The organism is Metabacillus schmidteae (genome assembly GCF_903166545.1).
GTDB lineage: Bacteria > Bacillota > Bacilli > Bacillales > Bacillaceae > Metabacillus > Metabacillus schmidteae.
The window spans coordinates 1,768,726-1,789,828 of record NZ_CAESCH010000001.1 but is presented as its reverse complement, the minus strand read 5'-3'; the positions used below and the strand labels follow the sequence as shown (position 1 = coordinate 1,789,828).

The following is a 21,103-nucleotide window of genomic DNA, read 5'->3' as shown; positions in this document are numbered from 1 at the left end:
GACTCCTTTACAAAATTAAGATCTTATATCTTCATCCTATAAAAAACCACGAAAAACCGTGGTTCTAACAAAATAGAGCTCTTACACTCTATTAACATATCCAGCGATAGGTAATTGAAGCTCTCTCATCTCCTCAATCACCAATTTCCCTACCTCTTTTGCTCCATGTTCGCTAAAGTGAGTATTGTCTTCAATTCCATTTGGATAATTCGGCTGTTCGTTTGGTTTAAAGATGGTAAAGAGTTTCTTAGATCCCTCTATACCTAATTCCTCATATAATTCCTTCGTCTTAGCCCATAAATCAATGAGAGGAACATCAAGTTTTTCTGCTAGCTGCCTCATTGCATTTGGATATTCTCCTAGTGAGTTTTCAAGCTTTCCCTCTTCATTAAATCTTCTCCGGTGAACAGGAGTGATTAAGATAGGAACTGCTCCTTTAGCACGGGCTCCTACAATATATTCTGTTAAGCTTGTTTGAAAAGTTGAGTAAGGCTCTGTTCCATATGATTTTTGATCATTATGTCCAAACTGAATAAAAAGAAAATCATTTGGTTGAATTTCGTTCAAAATAGCTTCAAGCCTTCCTTCTTCTATAAAGCTGTTTGAGCTTCTTCCTCCCATTGCCTTATTAATAATCAGAACATTCTCAGAAAAAAATTCGTGAAAGGTTTGACCCCATCCTGCCATAGGTGCCTCATGACTCGGGCAATTCGCAACGGTTGAATCTCCTGCTAAATAGATCGTATATAAATCCTTCATATAATCTCCTCCGCTCAGACAAAGAACATTAATTATACACTTGTCTATTACTCTTTATTAATTCAGCTAAGAAAACGAGAGTTAAACCCTGCCCCCATCCTTGAATTCGCTTATAAGGGACTTCCTTGTAGCCATCAGCATCGTTCATAACAGCTGTTCCTGCAGATACCTTAGATACTTTACCGTCCTCTTCAATCTCATTTACGATGCCATTAATGGATTTTTGAATGATTTTATTGTATAAAGAACCTCTTTTAAGAAGTGCAGCTGCTATTGCAGCTGATCCGGAAATCTCTTCATACGAGGTTGGATCATCAACGATCGTATGCCAAAGACCACTTTCACCTTGAAGTCTTACCAGGGCACTGAGCTGATCACGGAGAGAGCAATCAATAACCATATAAGACGGATCTTGAACCTCAATTAATTCAAGAGCCTTCGCCATCGTTAAAGCAGCCCAACCATTTCCGCGCGCCCAATAGATGGAAGACATATGATTTTTTGCGATATTATCCCAGCCGTGGTAATAGAGATTTGTAACAGGATCCTGTAAAAATTCTTCATGACCGTGGTATTGCTTTAATCCGTCCCTGAAATAGTCTTCGCGATCTAAAAGTTTCCCGACTCTCACTAGGAATAATCCAGCCATCATCATCGTATCTACCCAAGCCTGTTCAGGGAAGACATCTTTTACAGAGTTAACCGTATGCTGAAAAATACCATCTGCAAATCGCGCTGCATCATTTTGAAGATAATTTGCCATTTCTTTAATAACATTTAAATATTTTTCATCTTCTGTTACGTTATATAGAGTAATCAGTGTGTGGCCAATAGATACTCCATTAATTGAAAGCTTTGGTAAACCATCCTCAAGCCTTTCATCAACCCATGCTTTTAATAGATCGATATATTCCTGCTTTTCTGTAGCTTCATAAGCAGCCGCTACCCCATAAAAGGCAACTCCGCCTGGCCAGTCCCAGTTAAAATCCATCTCAAATGTTCGTTTTACTACTTTATCTATCAATTCGATCATTTCACTCTCATCAAACTGCAATTTTGGCATTCTCTCCATCCTCCAATTCATCCCTTTTGTAGAATTTCATTTGCTTGCTCTCTAAACTTTTTTGCTCCCTCTTCTGGTGTAATTTTCTTATACATAATTTCATCTGATATATTTTTTAAGACTTCAATTACCTGGGAACTTCCCGTTGGATCTGGCGGTTGCATTTCATTTGTTATCCCTATTGCTTTCTCAACATAATGAACGATTTTCAATTCTTCTCCTGAGAGCATCGGCTTTATTTCTTCAGAAACTTTAGATGAAACAGGGACACCTCTTTCACCCTTCATCATTTTATTTGCTTCCACATTGTTTACAAAAAAATCAATGAATCTAGCAGCCTCTTCTTTATAATTAGAGCTTTTTGGTATGGATAATAGCATGCTTGGCTTTAAGAAAAGTGCGTTATTTTTGTAATGCTCAGGTGGTAAATTTAATTTCAGAGGTGACTCAGTTAATTGATCAAAGCTTGCATATTGATTGGAATAATTCCACGAAACTGCCGACTTTCCATTAACAATTAAGTCATCTTCCATCACCCTAACAGCAGCTACCTCATTCGGAGTAGGAAATGCCCCTGCTTCGACCAGCCTTAACTGCATGTTAAAATAATCAACAAATAACTGATCATTTTTATATGCTAGCCCTGTTCCTTTTTTATTGTAAAATTGTTCACCTTTTGTCCTTAAATAATAAGGAAAGAAAATATCAGGTGGGTGCATTCCATTTGATCCATAAACATTTGCTTCTTCCTTTATGTCTAAAGCTATTTGCTCCATATCTTCCCAAGCCCAGGTATTATCATTAATTTTAACACCAGCTTTATCCAACAACTGCTCGTTTGAAATAACGGATAGTACATTAATTCCAACAGTAAAGCCATAAAGCCCCTCGCCCATTTTCCCGCTGTTCACAATACTTTCCTTGATAGAAGAAGTATCAATTGTATCGTTCTTGATAAATGGTGTTAAATCCTCAAGCAAACCTTTTTCACTGTATTGTGATAAAAAAGCCATATCCATTTGGATAACATCAGGAAGTTGATTTCCAGCTGCCATAGGTGCGAGATTTTTCCAATAATCATCCCAATTTGCGAATACAGGTTCAACGTTAATTGTGGGGTTTTCTTTTTCAAAGAGCTCAATAATTTCGTTCGTCTCCTCATGTCTGGGGTGGCCTCCCCACCATGCTACTTTAATTGTGATTGGTTCTTCATCGTCAACACTTCCGATTTGATTTTGATTAGACTGACATGAGGTTAATAAAAACAATAAAAATAGAATAAGAATTAAGAGATAGGTGTTTTTCACAGTTATTCATCCTTTGTAAATGCTTACATGTATAGTTATAGTTTAGTAGGATTCCGTAGAGTTTTTAATGAAAAATACAGATTGAAATGATGAAAAAACAGTGGTTTCTTCATCATTTCAATTGTAAGCATTTACGTTCAATCTATCTAGCTAAATCTTATTCTTCATTGATGGACTGTCTCATTTTTATGGTTAATACTATTAAAAGCATTCATTGCCGGCTTAGACATAACCAATGCTAATACATTTCCGCTGCAAACAATCATGAGTGGTGGAGCAAACGAAAGCAAAATAACTAACCCAACACTACTAATAAGCATGATAAATGTTTTGAATGGATTCATAATCATCACAAAAAATGAATTTTTTAGGACATCAAAAACCTTCATGTTATAGTGAACATACATTGGAAACATATAAAGTAAAGAACAAACAAAAATAAGGGAAATGATTAAAAAAGGAACGTTCATCAAGTTTTGAACCATTGGAGAAGCTTGTTTAAGAAATTGAAAATCGATAAATAGGATAATACCTACCACCGATAGAACCGCTCCAAACATATTGCTTTTCAAAAACTCTTTTTTATAAGAGCCCCAAAAAAGTGAAAACACCGGTGCCTCTAAATCACCCATTGCCCATCTTCTCACAACGGCAAACATGGCAACTGTTGCGGGATAAAAACCAAGGACAACGAAACCCAGCAAGGAAAAACCGATCCACAATATATTTAAAAGTGCTAATCGTGAAATCCATTCCAGTATGTTGTTTACGCTACTCATCATTCCATGTGTTTCCATCGCTCTGCACCATTCCTTTTTTAATAATTTCTTTAAACTATCAATTAAAGGGTTAGGCTTAGACAGCTTAACCCTTTAATCCACTTGTACTAATTCCTTCAACTACATGTCGTTGGAATAAGAAGAAGATAACAAATACAGGGATTAAAGACACGATCGACATCGCAAACATGGCACCCCAGTTTGAAACTGTTTCATTACTTAAGAACATATTTAATGCCATAGATACTGTGTACTTATCTGGACTATTTAAGTAGAGTACTGGTCCTAGTAAGTTATCCCATGTCCAGTAAAATGAAAAGATCGATACAGTAGCTAACGCCGGTCTAATTAATGGTAAAATAATCTTATAGAAAATCTTAAATGTTCCACATCCATCTATTGTTGCTGCTTCATCTAATTCTCTTGGTATTGTTCGAATAAACTGAACCAAAAGGAAGATGAAGAACGGGTGACCAAAATATGCCGGAATGGCAATCGGTTTAATGGAGTCAAGCCAACCTAATTTTGAAAAGATAATGTACTGAGGTATCATAACAACCTCATTTGGCAGCATAAGTGTAACCATCATAATGGCAAACCAAAAGCCTTTTCCGAAGAAACTCATCCTCGCAAATCCGAAAGCAATTACAGCTGAAGAAATGACTTGACCTATCATCGTTACGATAACAAGAAATACCGTGTTCTTAATAAAAACAGCGAATGTGTTCCCGCCAATTCCTTCCCACCCTTGAGCATAATTTGATAGAATAAACGGATCTGGAATGAGCGATTGTGCCGTCACGAAGATTGAATCACTTGGCTTAAAGGAACTCATCAACAGCCATATAACAGGGTAGAGCATAAGAATAGCAAACCCTCCAACAAGGATGTGATAAATCCACCACTTCGGCTTTCTTGCTTTCGGTATTTCAAAGCGCTTAGTAGTTGTATTGATTTCTGTATTCGTTTGCATTCTTATTTCCCTCCTTCCGATTCATAGTGAACCCAAAACTTCGATGTAGCAAAGATAATGGCTGTTAGGATTCCCACAATAATGAGCATGATCCATGCCATTGCTGAAGCATATCCCATATTAAAGAATTCAAATCCTTGTATGAATAGATATAGTGAGTAAAGTAGTGTACCATCTAAAGGACCACCCGTTCCCTTCGAAATGATGAAGGCAGGAACAAACGTCATAAACGCTGCAATGGTTTGCATGATTGTATTAAATAAGATTACAGGGCTTAACATTGGAAGAGTGATTTTCGTAAACTTCTGCCAAAAATTCGCTCCATCAACACTTGCCGCTTCATAATAAGTCGCTGGAATACCTTTTAATCCAGCCAAGAAAATTAACATAGATGAACCAAATTGCCATACAGATAAGAAGATAAGCATCCATAGTGCTGCTGTTGGATCACCGAACCAACGAACGTCTGGAATACTAAAAAACGCTAGCAATAAGTTGATAATTCCTTCATCACCAAAAATATTACGCCACATAATGGCAACGGCAACACTTCCTCCAATTAAAGAAGGTAAATAAAACAATGTTCTGTATATACCTACAGCTCTTGATGCTGTATTAAGCACCATGGCAATTAATAAAGCGAACCCAAGTCTTAAAGGAACTCCAGCAAACACATAGATAAGAGTTACTTTAAGGGATTGCCAGTATCGCGGATCTTCGGTGAACATTTTTTTATAGTTTTCAAGACCAATCCATGTTGGAGTAGCGAAAAGGTTATATTGTGTGAATGATAAGTATAATGAGGTAATAATTGGGATTAACGTAAACGCTAAAAAACCAATGATAAAGGGACTAATAAATGCGTAGCCTTTCATATTTTGTTTTAGGGCGCGTGCACTCATACGATCATTTCCTTTCTCCCAAATAGTGATGATGTTTTAAAGTCTAGTAGCTGATCGTTTGATGACCAGCTACTAGTGTTTTAATCACTATTTATTTTGAGATAATATGCTTTCAGCTTGCTGTCTAAATTGTTTTGCAGCATCTTCCACCTTCAACTGACCATAACTCATTTGTTCTGATATGCTATCTAGAAGTTCAATAATTTGACCTGCTCCGATTGGATCCGGACCATCAAATGCTGAGCTATTTTGTTCAGCCCATTCAACACTGTCAAATACTTGAACTTGTTCTGGTGACAACACCGGCTTAAGTTCCTCCTTCACGACAGAAGAACCAGGGATACCACGATCACCTAAATTTAATTTGTTGGCTTCAACATTATTTACGAAAAAGTCGATAAACTTCGCTGCTTCTTCTTTTTGTTTGGAATTCTCAGCAACAGACCAGAACATACTAGGCTTTAAATATAGACCATCACTTGTGTTAGGCCCTGGCATATTTTGAATTTTCAGTGGTCGATTAGCTACTTGTTGGATACCAACGAATTGGTTCGACCATTGCCATATTCCTAATGCTTCCTCTTTTACAACCGGATCATCCTCTAAGCCCTTTAATTGAGCAAGGTAATCAGGAGTTGGAACAGCACCATCTTTTACTAAGCCAGATGTCATACTAAAGAAATCAATAAACATTTGGTCATCTTCATATCCTAAAGCAGTACCATCTTTACTATATAAAGACTTACCTTGTGTTCTTAAGTAGTAGTTAAAGAAAACATCCGCTTTCATACCTGTGTCCATAAAGAGACCGGCGTCTTTTGCTTTTGCAGCAATTTCTTTATAGTCATCCCAAGTCCAATCTTCAGCTAAAGAATCAACACCAATTTTCTTCAGTAGTGCTTCATCATAATGAAAACCTACAACGTTTACTCCTAAGTTAAAGCCGTATAACTTGTCACCAATTTTTCCACCGTTAATATAATTTTCAGTAAAATTTGTTGTATCAATTTGATTACCAATATATGGATATAAATCAGCTAACTGTCCATTTTCTGCATATTGCGAAAAATACGAAAGATCCATTTGAATAATATCAGGAAGCTGTTGCGCAGAAGCTTGAGGCGCTAATTTCTTCCAGTAGTCATCCCAGCTTGCATATTCTGCTTGAATCTTTACACCAGGATTTTCTTTTTCATACATGTCAATAATTTTCAATGTGTAGTCATGTCGAGGCTCAGATCCCCACCATGCAATACGGAGTTTGATTTCTTCCTTTTCACTTCCACCACCTGAATCAGAAGATTCTCCAGAAGAACTATTACTTCCACCGCTGCAAGCTGCCAAAGCAAAGACCATGACAACTGCTAACAACCCAAACAACCATTTCTTCATTTCCCTTCCCCCTTATCTTTTCTGTTACCGCTTACAAACCCTATTTTATAAGGTTTATAGGTCTTTTGAAATGCAAAAAACAGATAACTCTGTTTAAAAAACAGTGAATTGTGATACCTATTTTTTATACAGTTTTATCTCTTTTTAATTACGGGTATTTCAACCTATGAAAAAACTCACAATCCAGATCAATAGATTGTGAGTTTGACTAATTAATTGACCTTCTTGTATTCAGAAGGAGAATAGCCTGTAAATTTCTTAAATACTTGGCTAAAATATTGTGGATTATCTCCAAATCCGATGCTTTCAGCTATCGCAAAGACCTTGATATCTTCCATTAATTCTATTTGTTCCATTGCTTTATGGATTCGCTGATGTGTGACATAACTAGAAAACTTTTCACCTGTTTCCTGTTTAAAAAGTTTGCCTAAATAGTCCGCGTTCATATATACCTTATTTGCGACCCATTTAAGTGACAGCTCCGTATTAGCAAGATTTTTCTCCACGAGGTCCATCATCTTCTGAATAACCTCTGAGTGGTTGGATTTATGTTTTTCATAATAATGTTGAGTAATTTCATTTGCAGTGGCTAAAAAGAATTCTTTCATTTGTTGAATTGTATCCATTTCCAACAATGATGACATTTTCCCTGTATAGGATTGAATCCGTTTAGAATCAGTTTGTTGAATCATCACTAAAAATAACTGCATTACATATGAGCGTGCTAATCCGTTGGAAAGCCTTTTGTTAGCAAGTTCATGAAAAAAGAGTAAGATTTCATTTTCAACTTTTTCGATATTTCCGGATTTAATAAACAGACATAAGCTTTGTCCATCATACTCATAATCTGTTAATTTCGTATCCTGCTGAATATCGTTTTTCGTAATAATGCTTCCTTCCCCTAAATAAAAACGGTGATTTAAACATTCTAGTGCCTCTAAATATAGTTTTCTAACATTTGTAATGCAATCCATTTCGCTAATTGCAACCGTCATGTGCATTTCATAGATTTTATAGAACTGATTTCGTAAATGTTCAATTTTACCTTGAAGAATTGAAAAATCCTGTTCAGCAACAAGGAATAATGCATATTCTCCTATATTCGTTGATAACACGGATCCAGAAAAAAGATCTTCCCCAAGGTTTTCGATGACAAACATATGCTCATAATGATATTCTCCTTCAATACGGAAAATGATAAGCCTAATAAATTCGTCATGAAAATTGACTCGTAAAAGCTTCTCATAAAATTGAAGACTTTGATTGCTATCTAACTTACTTGTAATAAATTCCTTAAGCAACTGCTTTTTCACATACGGCTGGATCTGATCCAACCGACTCTTCATATCAAAGAGAGACTGCTCTTTCTTTGCATCATTTGATAAATCATTCATAATACTTGTTAGTGCTTCAACAATGCTCTTTTCATTACAAGGCTTTAATAGATAATGCTTAACTCCATGCTCCATCGCTTGCTTAGCATAGTCAAATTCGTTGAAACCAGACAAAATAATAAATTTTATTACTGGAAATTCTTTCGATACTCTTGTAACTAATTCCAAACCATTCATAATCGGCATTTTAATGTCACAAATAACAATATCCGGTTTCTCTCTCATAATAAAATCATAGGCTTCACACCCATTACGTGCAGTTCCAATTAATTCTGTTCCAATCTCTCCCCAATTGATAATACTTGAAATACCTTCTAAAATAATTCTCTCGTCATCGACAAGTAATACTTTATACATAACTCCACCTCGTTTGATATGGAATGACAATGAACACCTTCGTTCCCATATTTAACTCGCTATCAATTTGCAATCCATACTTTGACCCGAAGACAAACTTTATTCTAGAATCAATGTTACTAAGCCCAATCCCATTCCCACTTGTCTTAAATTCTCCCTTTCGCACTTGTTCAAGTTTTGCTTTGTCCATTCCCAGTCCGTTATCTTCAACAGAGAGATACAGATTTTCCCCTTCTTTATAGGCTGAGACTTTTATTTTGCATGGCTCCATCATCATTTCAAGTGCGTAGTTAATCGCATTTTCTACAAGTGGTTGGATAATCAGCTTAGGTATAAGACATCCTTTAACATCTTCGTGTATGTCTAAAGAAAAATCCAAGCGTTCCTCGAATCTGAATTTTTGTATTGTAATATAATGCTGAACCATCTCAATTTCTTCTTGAACGGTAATCACATCATTTTTTAAACTAATCGCATTCCTTAACAAAAAGCCCAATGATTCAACCATTTTTGATATTTGATTCTGTTTATTAATCTTCGCTAACCAATTAATAGATTCAAGTGTGTTATAAAGAAAATGTGGATTAATTTGAGATTGCAATGCTTTAAATTCTGTATCCTTTATAAGAAGCTGTTTTTCATAGTTTTCATTGATTAAGTCATTTATCCGTTTGATCATGACAATGAAATTTCTGTGAAGAATGCCTATTTCATTTTTTTCTTCGGATGGTTTTAACGTATCTACAGCTTTGAAGTCACCGGTTTGCACGACTTTCATTGCTGAAACTAAGTTTTCAATTGGATCTGTAATTCTTTTTGAAAAACGAATGAAAAAGTAGATTGAAGATAATAAAATAATAAAAAATAAAAAAATGACCATAAACTTAATCGTTGTAACCTTAGCAAACATCGTTTCAAATGGTAATACATTCCAATACGTCCAGTTAGCATACGTAGAATTTGAATATGTGACGAAATAGTTTCTTCCATTTAGTTTTTGAATTTGATAACCTTGCCCATCCGTTACAGATAAATTTAATTTATTTAGCTGAATAGATGTTTCTTCAGCAAAAAAGATATCATCTCCATCTGAAATCGCAATACGCCCTTCTTGTCCTCCCCACTCCCTTGGAAGTTCTTTAACAATGTCATTTAATGATACCTCAATGATTAATGTTCCTAAGTTATCTAGACTGAGATTTTGATATGACCTTAACTGCCTTGCTGAAAAAATAGTATTTTGGGATTCTTTCAGAGAGACCCAGATGTTTCTTCCATCTCCTTCTTTTGCTTTCTGTTCAAGATAATCAGCATTTTCATAGAGAATAGATGCCGTAATTTTTCCAGCTTGATACTCTTTCCCATTTGTATCAAATAAATGAATGGATTGAATATATTCCTCAGACCCTATATAGCTTGTCAAAGTATCTCTAATTTCCTTTTCAATTTGGTATTGATCGTAACTGGTCAGCTCTTTCTTTGCTTCAATTAATGCTTTTTGAATTTTATTATCAGCCAATACTCGATAAGAAACTTCTTCAATATTTTTTAGTTCATCTTCAATCCGGTTTGAAGACATGATTAAAACTTGTGAGGATTTACGATAAATTTGTTCATCATAGCTATTAAAAGCGTATTGAAAACCTAAGATAATGAATGATAAACAAACAACCATGATGGTTGAAATAATGATAATTAACTTATACTTTATCTTTAAGTTATTGTATCTTTTACCAATACATTGCTTTAAGTTTTTCATTATCTTAGGACTCCAATGTTAATTATTTTTGTCTGTTTTCTATTACTGTGAAATTTCAAAGAAGTAACGGTAACCGCTTTCAATTTAAGGTAAAAAGACTTGAATGAACAGGGTTGTTTCCCTGTTCATTTTTATGCTTTAAGAGGGTACCCCATTGTTGACATTAAGGCAAGTCCAGGTTGTGTAGAGTCCAGGCGACTATATTGAACAATAATCGGAAGATCACTTTCTACTTCTATAGAATAAGGCACACCAACTGGTATTTTCTCACCGTTTAATTCTATGGATGAAGTTCGAAGGTGGTTACTCCTTTTCCCTTGGATCACAACTGGAATCCTTTCCATAGGCTCACGATCTTCAAAATAAATTGTAATAAAGACTTGAGCATCTTTTTGATTACAATTTAGAATACAGATGGATTCGTGACTAACTAATTCTCCAGTACTTAGCGGTGGAATATATCCATCAGGTATTATCCAATGTGTTTCTCCTTTACCAGTATACATATAAATGCCTCCTTAAAAATGAACTGATTAGCCCATTATATTTATTATATTATTTTTATTTAACATTGAATACCCTTACATTCATCCTCTTAAAGAGAATGAAACAGCCATTTTCCCCTTATTATATACACTATTTTTAAATAGACATATATAATTTTCAGACGAAAAAGTTTAGAAAACAGTGTATTTTGCAAGATTAATAAAGTACAAGATCAAAAGGTTCATTTCGATCACAGGTAAGGATGCCATTTTTTACAGTTAACCTAGCAACCTGGATAGACGAACGTTTTGCGTCATATTCATCTAATGAAATTTCTTCATTTCTACCTGGATGTGTGAAATAAAAAATAAAGGCTTCTTTTCCTTGAACATGAACATCTGCATGATAACCAAATGTTTTATCATCAGGTTTTTCACCAGGCTGATCAAGAATCGTTGTATTGTACTCCCAAACCTCACAATCATTTGACTTATAAACCGCTTGACCAGCCCATTTATCAACGATCATCCAATGCAATTCCTAAATCAGTTCCGTGAACCCAAGCTACTCCCTCACAATGTACAGTTGCCCTTCGATTTGTATAGATCATCCACCACTCTTTTTCCTCTTCATTCCAAATAATCGTTGGATCTGCTGCACCATCAAAGATTGGATCACGAAACAAAGGTGCTTTTGGTGATGTTAGAAGACTCAAGCAACTTCACTCCTTTAATCAACTTTAGCATCTAATTTCAAAACAATTATTTAGTAATAGCCGTACAAAAATAGTGCACTATCCTAAGGATAACGCACTATTCCTTGTTCTAAGTTATTTCAAGTCTTCCATTTTTACAGCATCCATATCTGTAAACGTATAATTCTCACCAGCCATTGCCCAAATAAATGTGTAGTTGCTAGTTCCTACACCTGAGTGAATTGACCATGGTGGAGATAACACAGCTTGTTCATTCTTAACAACTAAATGTCTCGTTTCTTTTGGTTCACCCATAAAGTGGAATACTCTTGAATTCTCATCCATATCGAAATAGAGATAAACTTCCATGCGACGATCATGTAGATGTGCAGGCATTGTGTTCCACATATTGTTTGGCTCTAATAAAGTCATTCCCATCATTAACTGACAGCTTTGAATGCCATCTGCATGAATGTATTTATAAATAGTACGCTTATTTGATTCACTATCAGATCCTAAATGATTTGGCTCCGCATCTTCAATCGGTGCTTTTTTCGTTGGATATTGTTTATGTGCCGGTGTAGAAACAATATAAAATTTCGCTGGATCTGAAGAACTTTTACTTTCAAATAAAACCTCTTTGTTACCTAAACCAACATATAAACAGTCTCTTTTATTTAATGTATAAGCTTGCCCATCAACTAAAACCGTTCCTTCAGCACCGATATTAATGATGCCTACTTCACGTCTCTCTAAAAAATATTCTGTTTTCAGAGTTTCCTGATCTTCTAGTTTAAGAGCCCCAGTTGTTGGGATGGCTCCCCCAGTTACAACACGATCATAATGAGAATATGTCATATTGATTTCACCTTGAACAAAAAGTGAATCCATTAAAAAATCGCTTCTTAATCTTTCTGTTGTATATCCTTTAAAATCTGTTGGGTTTGTCGCATGTCTAATTTCCATATTTTCTTTCCCCTTTCAATTTATATTAACTTTAAAAGTAGCAACTTATGAGCTCATCCATCCACCATCAACGCATAATATATGGCCATTCACATAACTTGACGCTTCAGAAGCTAGAAAGATGACAGCACCTTTTAGATCTTCAGGAGTGCCCCAACGGCCTTGAGGAATACGGGATGTAATGTACTCGTTTCTCTCTTTATTTGCTCTAAGTTGTGATGTGTTATCTGTTTCCATATAGCCAGGAGCGATAGCGTTTACATTCACACCTCTACTAGACCATTCATTTGCAAGAGATTTTGTTAATCCAGCTACAGCATGTTTGCTGGCAGTATAAGCAGGAACTCTTAAACCCCCTTGGAAAGAAAGCATCGATGCCACATTGATGATTCTCCCTGAACCATGTTCAAGCATATGCTTTCCAACCTCTCTGCAAAGTTGAAACACAGAGTGCTGGTTAACCTTAATCACTTCATACCAATCATCATCAGAAAAGTTCTCTGCATTTTCTCTTCTAATAATACCGGCATTATTTACTAAAATATCGATTCTATTTGTAATCTGTATCGCTTCAGATACTAACTTCCCGGCAGCATGATCTTCTGACAAATCAATTTTCAAATCATGAAAGGTACCGCCAATAGATTCAATTTTATTCCGCGTCTCTGTCATATCACTCATACCGGCACCTATAACGGTTGCACCTGCTTCTGCTAATCCAACTGCCATGCCTTGACCTAAACCACGGCTTGCTCCTGTTAATAGAGCAACTTTTCCCTTTAGAGAAAAAAGTGATTCCATTTCTACCCCTCCTCTGTTTATTATCGTACTTAAATGTTCGATATTGTTCAGTATAGTTTGATTATAGCACAAATAAAAAAGATGACAACGATTAATTATTCGTTTGTCATCTTTTCAGATAAAAATTTTGGCTATTTTCGGTTACATTGTTGTTTTTAATACGGTTAATGATTAAAAATTAGTTCGTTTCATTGCGCTGCAGACACTCGATGCGCCGGGGAGGAATCTGAGCCTCCTCGGCTTGCCTGTGGGGTCTCAGCCTTTCCTCACTTCCCGCAGGAGTCGAGTGTCTTCCGCTCCATTCCACTATAATGTTTAAATAATATTTATAACAATCTTTGCGAAAACAGGGTTATTTTAAAATGATAAATTAGATTTTTTAAAACGTTTGTTAATGTTCGTTTTTCGAATAACTTTACTTCATTATTCAACCAAGATTATTTCAGATTTCAGAAAACTTATATGACTTTCTTTCTAATCAACCTAAATAGGATTAGTCTCTTATTATGAAAACTTTTAGAATAAAACAATAAAAAACCTTCTGCCCAAAAGCAGAAGGTCACCTCTATTATAATACAAACGCAAAATAAGCTATAAAAATAAGTGCTAATACATAGACAATCGGGTTCATTTCTTTATGTTTTTTTAGTGTCAGCATTGTGATGGGATACATAATAAATCCTAGACCAATTCCCGTTGCCACACTGTATGTTAGAGGCATCATGATGATTGTTACAAACGCCGGTATCGCAATTTCAAGCTTTTCCCATCTTATGTGACGGACCTCACTTGCCATTAGTGCTCCAACAATAATGAGTGCAGGTGCAGTAACTTCAGACGTAACAATGGAAAGCAACGGTGAGAAGAATAAAGCAACAGCAAAGAACCCTGAAACAACAACTGATGTAAATCCTGTTCTTCCTCCGGCAGCAATACCCGCTGATGATTCAATAAATGAAGCTGTTGTTGAAGTTCCCAAGACAGAACCTGCAACAGATGCTGAAGCATCTGCTAGAAGTGCACGGCCAGCATTCGGAATTTTATTTTCTTTTACTAAACCTGCTTGATTGGCGATGGCAATCAATGTACCAGCTGTATCAAAAAATGCTACGAAAAGAAACGTAAACACAACGGCAACTAACTCAATTGAAAAGATCTGATCTAATTGCAGCAAAGCTACACCAAAAGTCGGCTCTAAACTTGGGATAGCTCCAACTATTGCTGCCGGCTTCTCAATAATCCCAAACAACATCCCTACAATTGACGTAAGAACCATTCCATAAAATATACCGCCACGAATATTTTTCACCATAAAAATTACTGACACGATAAAGCCAAATATCGTTAATAAGGTTGGCCCTGATTGTATATTTCCAAGTGATACAAATGTTGCTTCATTTGCTTGAATAATACCTGAATTTTTCAAACCAATAAACGCTATAAAAAAGCCTATTCCAGTACCTATTGCAAATTTTAAATCTTGTGGAATGACCTCAATTATTTTTTCACGTATCTTAAAAACACTAAGAATGACAAATAAAATACCTGAAATAAACACACCTGTTAAAGCTGTCTGCCAAGGTATTCCCATTCCAATGACAACTGAGTAGGTAAAAAACGAGTTTAGTCCCATACTAGGTGCTATCCCAATTGGATAATTGGCTAATAGACCGATCAATAAAGTTCCTATAATAGCTGAAACAGCTGTTGCGGTAAATACAGCCCCTTTATCCATTCCCGCTTCTGATAATACGATAGGATTCACCACTAAAATATATGCCATTGATAAAAAAGTCGTCAATCCTGCTAAAATCTCTTGTCGATACGTTGTTCCTCTATCTGAAAACCGAAAAAACTGTTTCATCATTAACCTCCAATATCTTTTTTCAAACAAAAAAAGCCTTAGGATTAATACCCTAAAGCTTAGAAAACAAAGATTACACACAATGACCTACCAGCCAGTGTTCATATGTAACCCTTGTAGTCATGCTATTTAAGGTAGCTTGGTAGAAACGTTTAGGCCATATCCCTAAACTTATACAAGGTAATATATTATATTGATATAAGAAATCATTTTAAAGATAAATTGACCTTTCGTCAATGTAAAAAACTCTCAAATTTATTTCCTTATATGAAAATAATATTCCAAAAAAGACAAAAAGCTTCAATTCCCTCTCGTCTGAAGAAATTGAAGCTTTCTTAACATCCACAATGAAAAATATATTATTCTATTAAACAACTTTTCTAAAATCAATATGTCTATCAAGTTTTCTTTTAATCCGTTGTAGAGCATTGTCGATAGATTTCACATGAGTATTAAGTTCTTCGGAAATCTCTGCATATGAATGACCTTCCATATATAGCATTAATACACTTCTTTCTAAATCACTTAATAACTCTTTTATCTTTGTCTGAATTTCATTAAGTTTTTCTTTGTTCATTAAAAACACTTCCGGATTTGTGACATTGTCTCCAGTCAGAACATCCATAAGGGTATAAGAAGATTCCTCATTCATCAATGGCTTGTCCAAAGAGATTGATGAATTAAGTGGGCTATGTTTTTGACGGGAGGCTGTTTTGATAGCTGTGATAATCTGCCTTGTAATACATAATTCTGCAAAGGCATAGAAAGAAGCCATTTTTTCTTGTCTGAAATCTCGAATTGCTTTATATAAACCGATCATACCTTCCTGAAAAAGATCTTCTTTATCAGCACCAATTAAAAAATATGATTTCACCTTCGAACGTACAAGATGTTGATACTTACTAATTAAAAATGATAATGACTCACTATCCCCTCCATGAGACATTTCAATTAATATACAATCTTCTAATGAAGAATAACGCTCAACAGGCTCTACTACGGTGTTCATACTCACTCATATCCCTCCTATTTTCTTCTGAGTTTTTGATGATCAATAGACAAGTAGATTACCACTACTTACTTTTAGCTTTGTAGTGTTCCTACAACTCTTAACATGTTCTATTCCCCTTAATTCCTTATCAGTATGTATAAGTTTACATGCTGAAATCTAAAAACGTTGTCGAAATTTATAAGGGATTACAAATTATTTTCATTTTCGATGAGAAGTTATGTTGATATCTGCCCAGAATTATATAATTCAACAAAAAAACCCTTCATTTCTAAAGGGTTTTTTCTATTATCATTTAAACCATGTATTATAAACCCAATTCCCTGCAAAGAGAAATAATCCAAGGAGGATATTACCGCGTCCCATGAATTTTGTTGCTTTAGCTTCTTTCTTCATTTTTTTATTTTTATAAGACGGGTAATCATAACGCATAATAAAGAATCCTGTAATAATGAAAATTGCAACAAGATAATTCATGTATCCAATATACAATTTTTACGCTCCTTCTCATTCTGTGAAAGATATTATTTAACTTTCATACCAATTCGGCGGATTTTCGTTGTGCAATTAATCGTCACATTCAGATCTCTATATAATTTATGCCAATTATCAGGTGTTTTCACTTGAGTATCCCAAAACCTGGGGTGTTTTGCTCTAATATATTCACCAAACCCGAATATGTCAGACTCCTGCTCTTGTGTTTTCTTTATGAACGCTTGAATTGACTTAATCGTATTTTTCGAAGTAACATCCTCAATTTCCTTAATTAGTTTTGAATTATCTAATTCCACATGTTCAGGTGCATCCTTTTCATCTATTTCCGCTTCATATTGAAGATTAACTGTAATTATTGGTCGATCATTTATCAATTTTGTGTCTATTTTAACAACTCTGCTAGACACTCTTACCATCACATAATCTTCTGTGTCAGGTATTTGGACAAAAGCTCCATATCCACCTGTACCATTTCCTCTAACAGCCATAAAGTTGCCAATTTCAAGAGGATCACTGATTCCTACCATTTTATCTCCACTAAAATAGGCTAGCCCTTTAATTTGAATATTTTCCTCTTTTTTTATCGTTATATATGGCAAAAATGAATCCTGGCCTTTACTCGATAGGATCGTCCAAAACTCACCGATAAAATCTGATGGGAATTTCCCTAAATCTACTGCATTTTCAAGCATTGATGATAGATATAAACCCGGAACACGTTCAAAGGTTGGAGTGATCTTCATAAACGGGCTGGCTTCTCCTTTTGAAACAGCAAGCCATGCGGTTCTTCTAATTTCTGAATTACGTCGAAAAAAATCATTGATTCGTTCTACTCCATCTCGTGCTAATTCCTCACTAATGATAAGAATTCTTAAATGTCCTAAAAAAATTTCATCTGATATTTCCTGCTCCAAATTCGCTAGTGCATCATCTAGCGTATGTCCGACAACTTCAAGAATCCACACCGGATCTGCATCTCCTCCTCCGCTCTCTGGTCCCAGTGGAATTTTTCCCGGAACAGCAATTTGGAAAGTTACTTTAAACATTTCATTCTCTGGACCAGAAAATGAATTTGAAAGATGTGACACATTTTCTTCTTCTTGTTCAGCTTTTCCATCTGTTTTATCAATAGCAATACCAAGAACGACCGCACGTTTCTCTATATCTAAGCTATCCCAACACCCTGACAGAAACACAATGCAAAAAAAGAGAAAGAAAACTTTTATGATTATATTTCTATGCTTTGGAGGTTTGTTCATTGTTTTCTCTCCGTTTTCTTTTGACAGAATCTATGAGTAACAATAAAATAGGAAAACCAATTGTTAATATCAACCCAATTTGACCTACAGCTCTGATAATTTCATACATTTGTAATACATTTTGAGGAATCATCGCTAGAAAAAAGAAAAAAGGTAAAATAAAGAAAGACAGCATTTTATGATCGCTTAATCCTATTAATTGACTTAGCATATGAATCGTTAATTTATAGCTCGTTAATAAAGTAGTAAAAACTGATACAACCCAAAGAGCTAAAAAAATAATATCAAGCCTTTGCAGAATGTTTCCTGGTAATGATGTCGTTCTTGCTAGTTCAAGGGTCGGCCATATTAATTTCTTAGTCTCCTCTGTACCGAATACACTCACTGTCGCAATAACAATAAGTGTATATAAACCGCCTGATATGATGATTGCCCATATACTTGCCTTCATCGCTTTGCTAGCTTGTTTCATTGAAGGAATTATAATTGTCATCACAAATGATCCTTGAAATAATGCTGCAATAATAAAAATTCCTGAAATAATTAAGTGCATATCTGGCTCATTTCCCCATATCGGTTGCAAGTATAAGAAATTTGCATTTTTTAACGATAAAACAACAATGATTAACCCAGGCGCCAGGATAAAAGGTAAGTAAAATAATTGAATATAAGCGAAAGTGGTCATATCATGTCTTGTTGTAACAGCAGCCAACACTAACATAACAAACACTGTAACTTCTAAAGGCGTATCTTTTAAAACCGCAGAAATAACAACAGAACCGAACTCACGAGATGCAAGCCCTGTTAAAATCGAGAAAAATAAAACAAATAATCCTCCCAATAGCCGACCAAGCCACTTTCCAACGATTTTTTGACTGTAACCTATAATGGTGAGGTCAGGATATCTCATGCCTAAAAGGGTAATGACAAACAATCCAATAAAGGCCAAAACAATTGCAACAATTGTAACTAAAGGTGCACCTGTATTATTGGCTTGGACTGCAAATAATGGAAGGGGCAGAACCCCAACTCCTATAATTGTACTTATCAATATACCTGATGCAGAAGCTGTTGTAATTTCTTTAGGTTGTTCCATCTTCATCCCCCTTCCTGAGTTGTTTTCCATCTTTTTCAGAATCTGAAGTACTGTGAGTTGGCTGGTTATTTTTCGTATTATTTCCGCCTATCCGATTATCATTTTTAGTGTGTAAAAATGATGGACGTTTTGGCATCCACCATAATGGCCCACGAATGATAACGTCCTTCATCCCCTCGTTATTGAAAGGAGATACCGGGCTCATATACGGTACGCCAAATGATTTAAGTGAAAGCATATGATTAAAAATAAAGATAACTCCAACAACAACACCATATAAACCAAATACGCCGGCTAAAATAACAATTGGAAACCGCAACATTCTTAAAGCAAATGCAGCACTATATGCCGGAGTAGCAAATGATCCGATCGTTGTCATGGCAATCACTACAACTGTTATCGGACTAGCAATCCCTGCCTCAACCGCAGCCTGTCCAATAACAAGAACTCCGACAATCGATAAAGCTCCACCAACCTGCTTAGGAAGCCTGACAGTTGCTTCACGTAAAACTTCCATGGCTACTTCTATTAAGAGGACTTCAATAACAGCCGGAAAGGGAACGCCAGCTCGGCCACCTGCAACGGCAACAGCAAACTCCGTTGGAAGTAACTCAGGATTAAAAGAAATAAACGAAACATATATAGAAGGAAAGATTAGTGAAAACACCAGTGCTAGAATCCTTGCAATACGAACAAAACTTCCCATTAAGTAACGGGAAGAGTAATCTTCAGCTGTTTGATAAAACTGATTGAAAACAACCGGTACGAGTAAGGCAAAAGGAGACCCATCAACCATAATTGCCACTCGCCCCTCTAAAATGCCCCCGACTACTTTATCAGGTCTTTCTGTCGATTGAACTTGTGGAAATGGAGACATGTGATTATCCTCAATAAATTGTTCGATATAACCAACATCTAAAATCCCGTCAATTTCAATTTTTGATAAACGGTATTCTACTTCTTTTATCAATTCTTCCTCTGCAAGACCTCTTACAAAACATATGGCAACCTGAGATTTTGTCATTTCTCCAACACTAAGTGTTTTAATAATAAAATCCGGTGTTTGCAGCCGATATCTGAGCAAGGAGATATTTGTACTAAGTGTCTCAATAAATCCTTCTCGAGGTCCAAGTATAACCTGCTCTGTTTCGGGTTGATTTATGGCACGTTTTTCTACTTTTCTCGTTCCAATCTGAAAAGCCTCTTGAAACCCATCAATTATAATGATCGTTTCACCTTTTAAGATACTTTGTACAAGTTCTGCTTTATTGTTATTTAAAAGAACTTTACTATGATATAGGACCTCATTCATCAATGTGTTTTGAAGTGTATCTCTGTCAATATTTTTTCCTGATAGATGTGTCGGTACAGACATTAAAGGTTTTAATATATCCTGATTTAATGATTGCTGATCAGCAAAATCTGAGAGGTAAAATAATGCCGCAGGATATGTACCAAAAATAGTGAATTTACGGATATTAAAGTCATCATTATCTCCAAGAATCTGTTTAAACCAATTCAAATTCATTAATAAGCTATTATCAATCACTTCATCTTTTTGGGCTTCTAGCTGGTCATGGGGCAATTGTTGTTTGTAATGGACATTTTCCCATTTTTTCTTTGATAATTGAAACCGTGATTTCATAGTTGTTCGCCCCTAAACACAAAGATTCTTGATGATAATTTCTCCATATAATGTGAAAATATTCCTTTTATGATTTAAAAACACGACTTTACGCCAAGGATGG

General features: G+C 35.4%; 20 protein-coding genes and 1 riboswitch. All 20 genes read right to left on the bottom strand.

Annotated features, from left to right (window positions below; all coding sequences use genetic code 11):
* Positions 1-81 precede the first annotated feature (81 nt).
* The gene (locus HWV59_RS08505; protein ID WP_175638609.1) at positions 82-759 is read right to left on the bottom strand and encodes a rhamnogalacturonan acetylesterase; all 678 of its coding nucleotides are present in this window, start codon (positions 757-759) and stop codon (positions 82-84) included.
* A gap of 28 nt (positions 760-787) precedes the next feature.
* Positions 788-1,822, bottom strand: a complete 1,035-nt coding sequence (locus HWV59_RS08500; RefSeq protein WP_175638608.1) for a glycoside hydrolase family 88/105 protein — start codon at positions 1,820-1,822, stop codon at positions 788-790.
* Positions 1,823-1,839: 17 nt separating this feature from the next.
* Positions 1,840-3,129, bottom strand: coding sequence for an ABC transporter substrate-binding protein (locus HWV59_RS08495; protein ID WP_407941568.1), 1,290 nt, complete (start codon positions 3,127-3,129; stop codon positions 1,840-1,842).
* Between the two features lie 164 nt (positions 3,130-3,293).
* Positions 3,294-3,926, bottom strand: coding sequence for a YesL family protein (locus HWV59_RS08490; RefSeq protein ID WP_175638607.1), 633 nt, complete (start codon positions 3,924-3,926; stop codon positions 3,294-3,296).
* A gap of 67 nt (positions 3,927-3,993) precedes the next feature.
* Positions 3,994-4,881 carry a carbohydrate ABC transporter permease gene (locus HWV59_RS08485; protein ID WP_175638606.1) on the bottom strand — a complete coding sequence of 296 codons (888 nt, stop codon included), beginning with the start codon at positions 4,879-4,881 and terminating at the stop codon, positions 3,994-3,996.
* 2 nt (positions 4,882-4,883) lie between these two features.
* Positions 4,884-5,783 carry a carbohydrate ABC transporter permease gene (locus HWV59_RS08480; protein WP_102230190.1) on the bottom strand — a complete coding sequence of 300 codons (900 nt, stop codon included), beginning with the start codon at positions 5,781-5,783 and terminating at the stop codon, positions 4,884-4,886.
* An 87-nt stretch (positions 5,784-5,870) separates the two neighbouring features.
* Positions 5,871-7,175, bottom strand: coding sequence for an ABC transporter substrate-binding protein (locus tag HWV59_RS08475; protein ID WP_175638605.1), 1,305 nt, complete (start codon positions 7,173-7,175; stop codon positions 5,871-5,873).
* Positions 7,176-7,387: 212 nt separating this feature from the next.
* Positions 7,388-8,926 carry a response regulator transcription factor gene (locus HWV59_RS08470; RefSeq protein WP_102230188.1) on the bottom strand — a complete coding sequence of 513 codons (1,539 nt, stop codon included), beginning with the start codon at positions 8,924-8,926 and terminating at the stop codon, positions 7,388-7,390.
* Positions 8,919-10,685: a cache domain-containing sensor histidine kinase gene (locus HWV59_RS08465; protein ID WP_102230187.1), complete on the bottom strand. Its 1,767-nt coding sequence runs from the start codon at positions 10,683-10,685 to the stop codon at positions 8,919-8,921. Before HWV59_RS08465 ends, HWV59_RS08470 begins: the two co-directional genes overlap by 8 nt.
* A gap of 131 nt (positions 10,686-10,816) precedes the next feature.
* Positions 10,817-11,191 (bottom strand): sensory rhodopsin transducer, encoded by a 375-nt coding sequence (locus HWV59_RS08460; RefSeq protein WP_175638604.1) that lies wholly within the window; start codon positions 11,189-11,191, stop codon positions 10,817-10,819.
* A 196-nt stretch (positions 11,192-11,387) separates the two neighbouring features.
* Positions 11,388-11,699, bottom strand: a complete 312-nt coding sequence (locus HWV59_RS27025) for a glycoside hydrolase family protein (protein ID WP_235991696.1) — start codon at positions 11,697-11,699, stop codon at positions 11,388-11,390.
* Positions 11,689-11,886: a hypothetical protein gene (locus tag HWV59_RS27020; RefSeq protein WP_235991695.1), complete on the bottom strand. Its 198-nt coding sequence runs from the start codon at positions 11,884-11,886 to the stop codon at positions 11,689-11,691. The genes HWV59_RS27025 and HWV59_RS27020 overlap by 11 nt, the downstream gene beginning before the upstream one ends.
* Positions 11,887-12,000: 114 nt before the next feature.
* A complete protein-coding gene (gene kduI, locus HWV59_RS08450) occupies positions 12,001-12,831 on the bottom strand; it encodes a 5-dehydro-4-deoxy-D-glucuronate isomerase (RefSeq protein WP_102230184.1) in 831 nt (276 codons plus the stop codon).
* A 45-nt stretch (positions 12,832-12,876) separates the two neighbouring features.
* Positions 12,877-13,632 (bottom strand): 2-dehydro-3-deoxy-D-gluconate 5-dehydrogenase KduD, encoded by a 756-nt coding sequence (kduD, locus tag HWV59_RS08445; protein WP_102230183.1) that lies wholly within the window; start codon positions 13,630-13,632, stop codon positions 12,877-12,879.
* Between the two features lie 568 nt (positions 13,633-14,200).
* Entirely contained in the window at positions 14,201-15,496 is a 1,296-nt protein-coding gene (locus HWV59_RS08440; protein ID WP_102230182.1) for an NCS2 family permease, read from the bottom strand.
* Positions 15,497-15,593: 97 nt separating this feature from the next.
* A riboswitch (purine riboswitch) is annotated at positions 15,594-15,695 on the bottom strand.
* A 168-nt stretch (positions 15,696-15,863) separates the two neighbouring features.
* Positions 15,864-16,505, bottom strand: a complete 642-nt coding sequence (gene sigH, locus HWV59_RS08435) for an RNA polymerase sporulation sigma factor SigH (protein ID WP_102230254.1) — start codon at positions 16,503-16,505, stop codon at positions 15,864-15,866.
* Between the two features lie 291 nt (positions 16,506-16,796).
* Positions 16,797-16,997: a CLC_0170 family protein gene (locus tag HWV59_RS08430; protein WP_102230181.1), complete on the bottom strand. Its 201-nt coding sequence runs from the start codon at positions 16,995-16,997 to the stop codon at positions 16,797-16,799.
* Between the two features lie 32 nt (positions 16,998-17,029).
* Positions 17,030-18,259: a Ger(x)C family spore germination protein gene (locus tag HWV59_RS08425; protein WP_102230180.1), complete on the bottom strand. Its 1,230-nt coding sequence runs from the start codon at positions 18,257-18,259 to the stop codon at positions 17,030-17,032.
* Positions 18,237-19,355 carry a GerAB/ArcD/ProY family transporter gene (locus HWV59_RS08420; protein ID WP_175638603.1) on the bottom strand — a complete coding sequence of 373 codons (1,119 nt, stop codon included), beginning with the start codon at positions 19,353-19,355 and terminating at the stop codon, positions 18,237-18,239. The genes HWV59_RS08425 and HWV59_RS08420 overlap by 23 nt, the downstream gene beginning before the upstream one ends.
* Positions 19,342-21,000 carry a spore germination protein gene (locus tag HWV59_RS08415; RefSeq protein ID WP_175638602.1) on the bottom strand — a complete coding sequence of 553 codons (1,659 nt, stop codon included), beginning with the start codon at positions 20,998-21,000 and terminating at the stop codon, positions 19,342-19,344. The genes HWV59_RS08420 and HWV59_RS08415 overlap by 14 nt, the downstream gene beginning before the upstream one ends.
* Positions 21,001-21,103 lie beyond the last annotated feature (103 nt).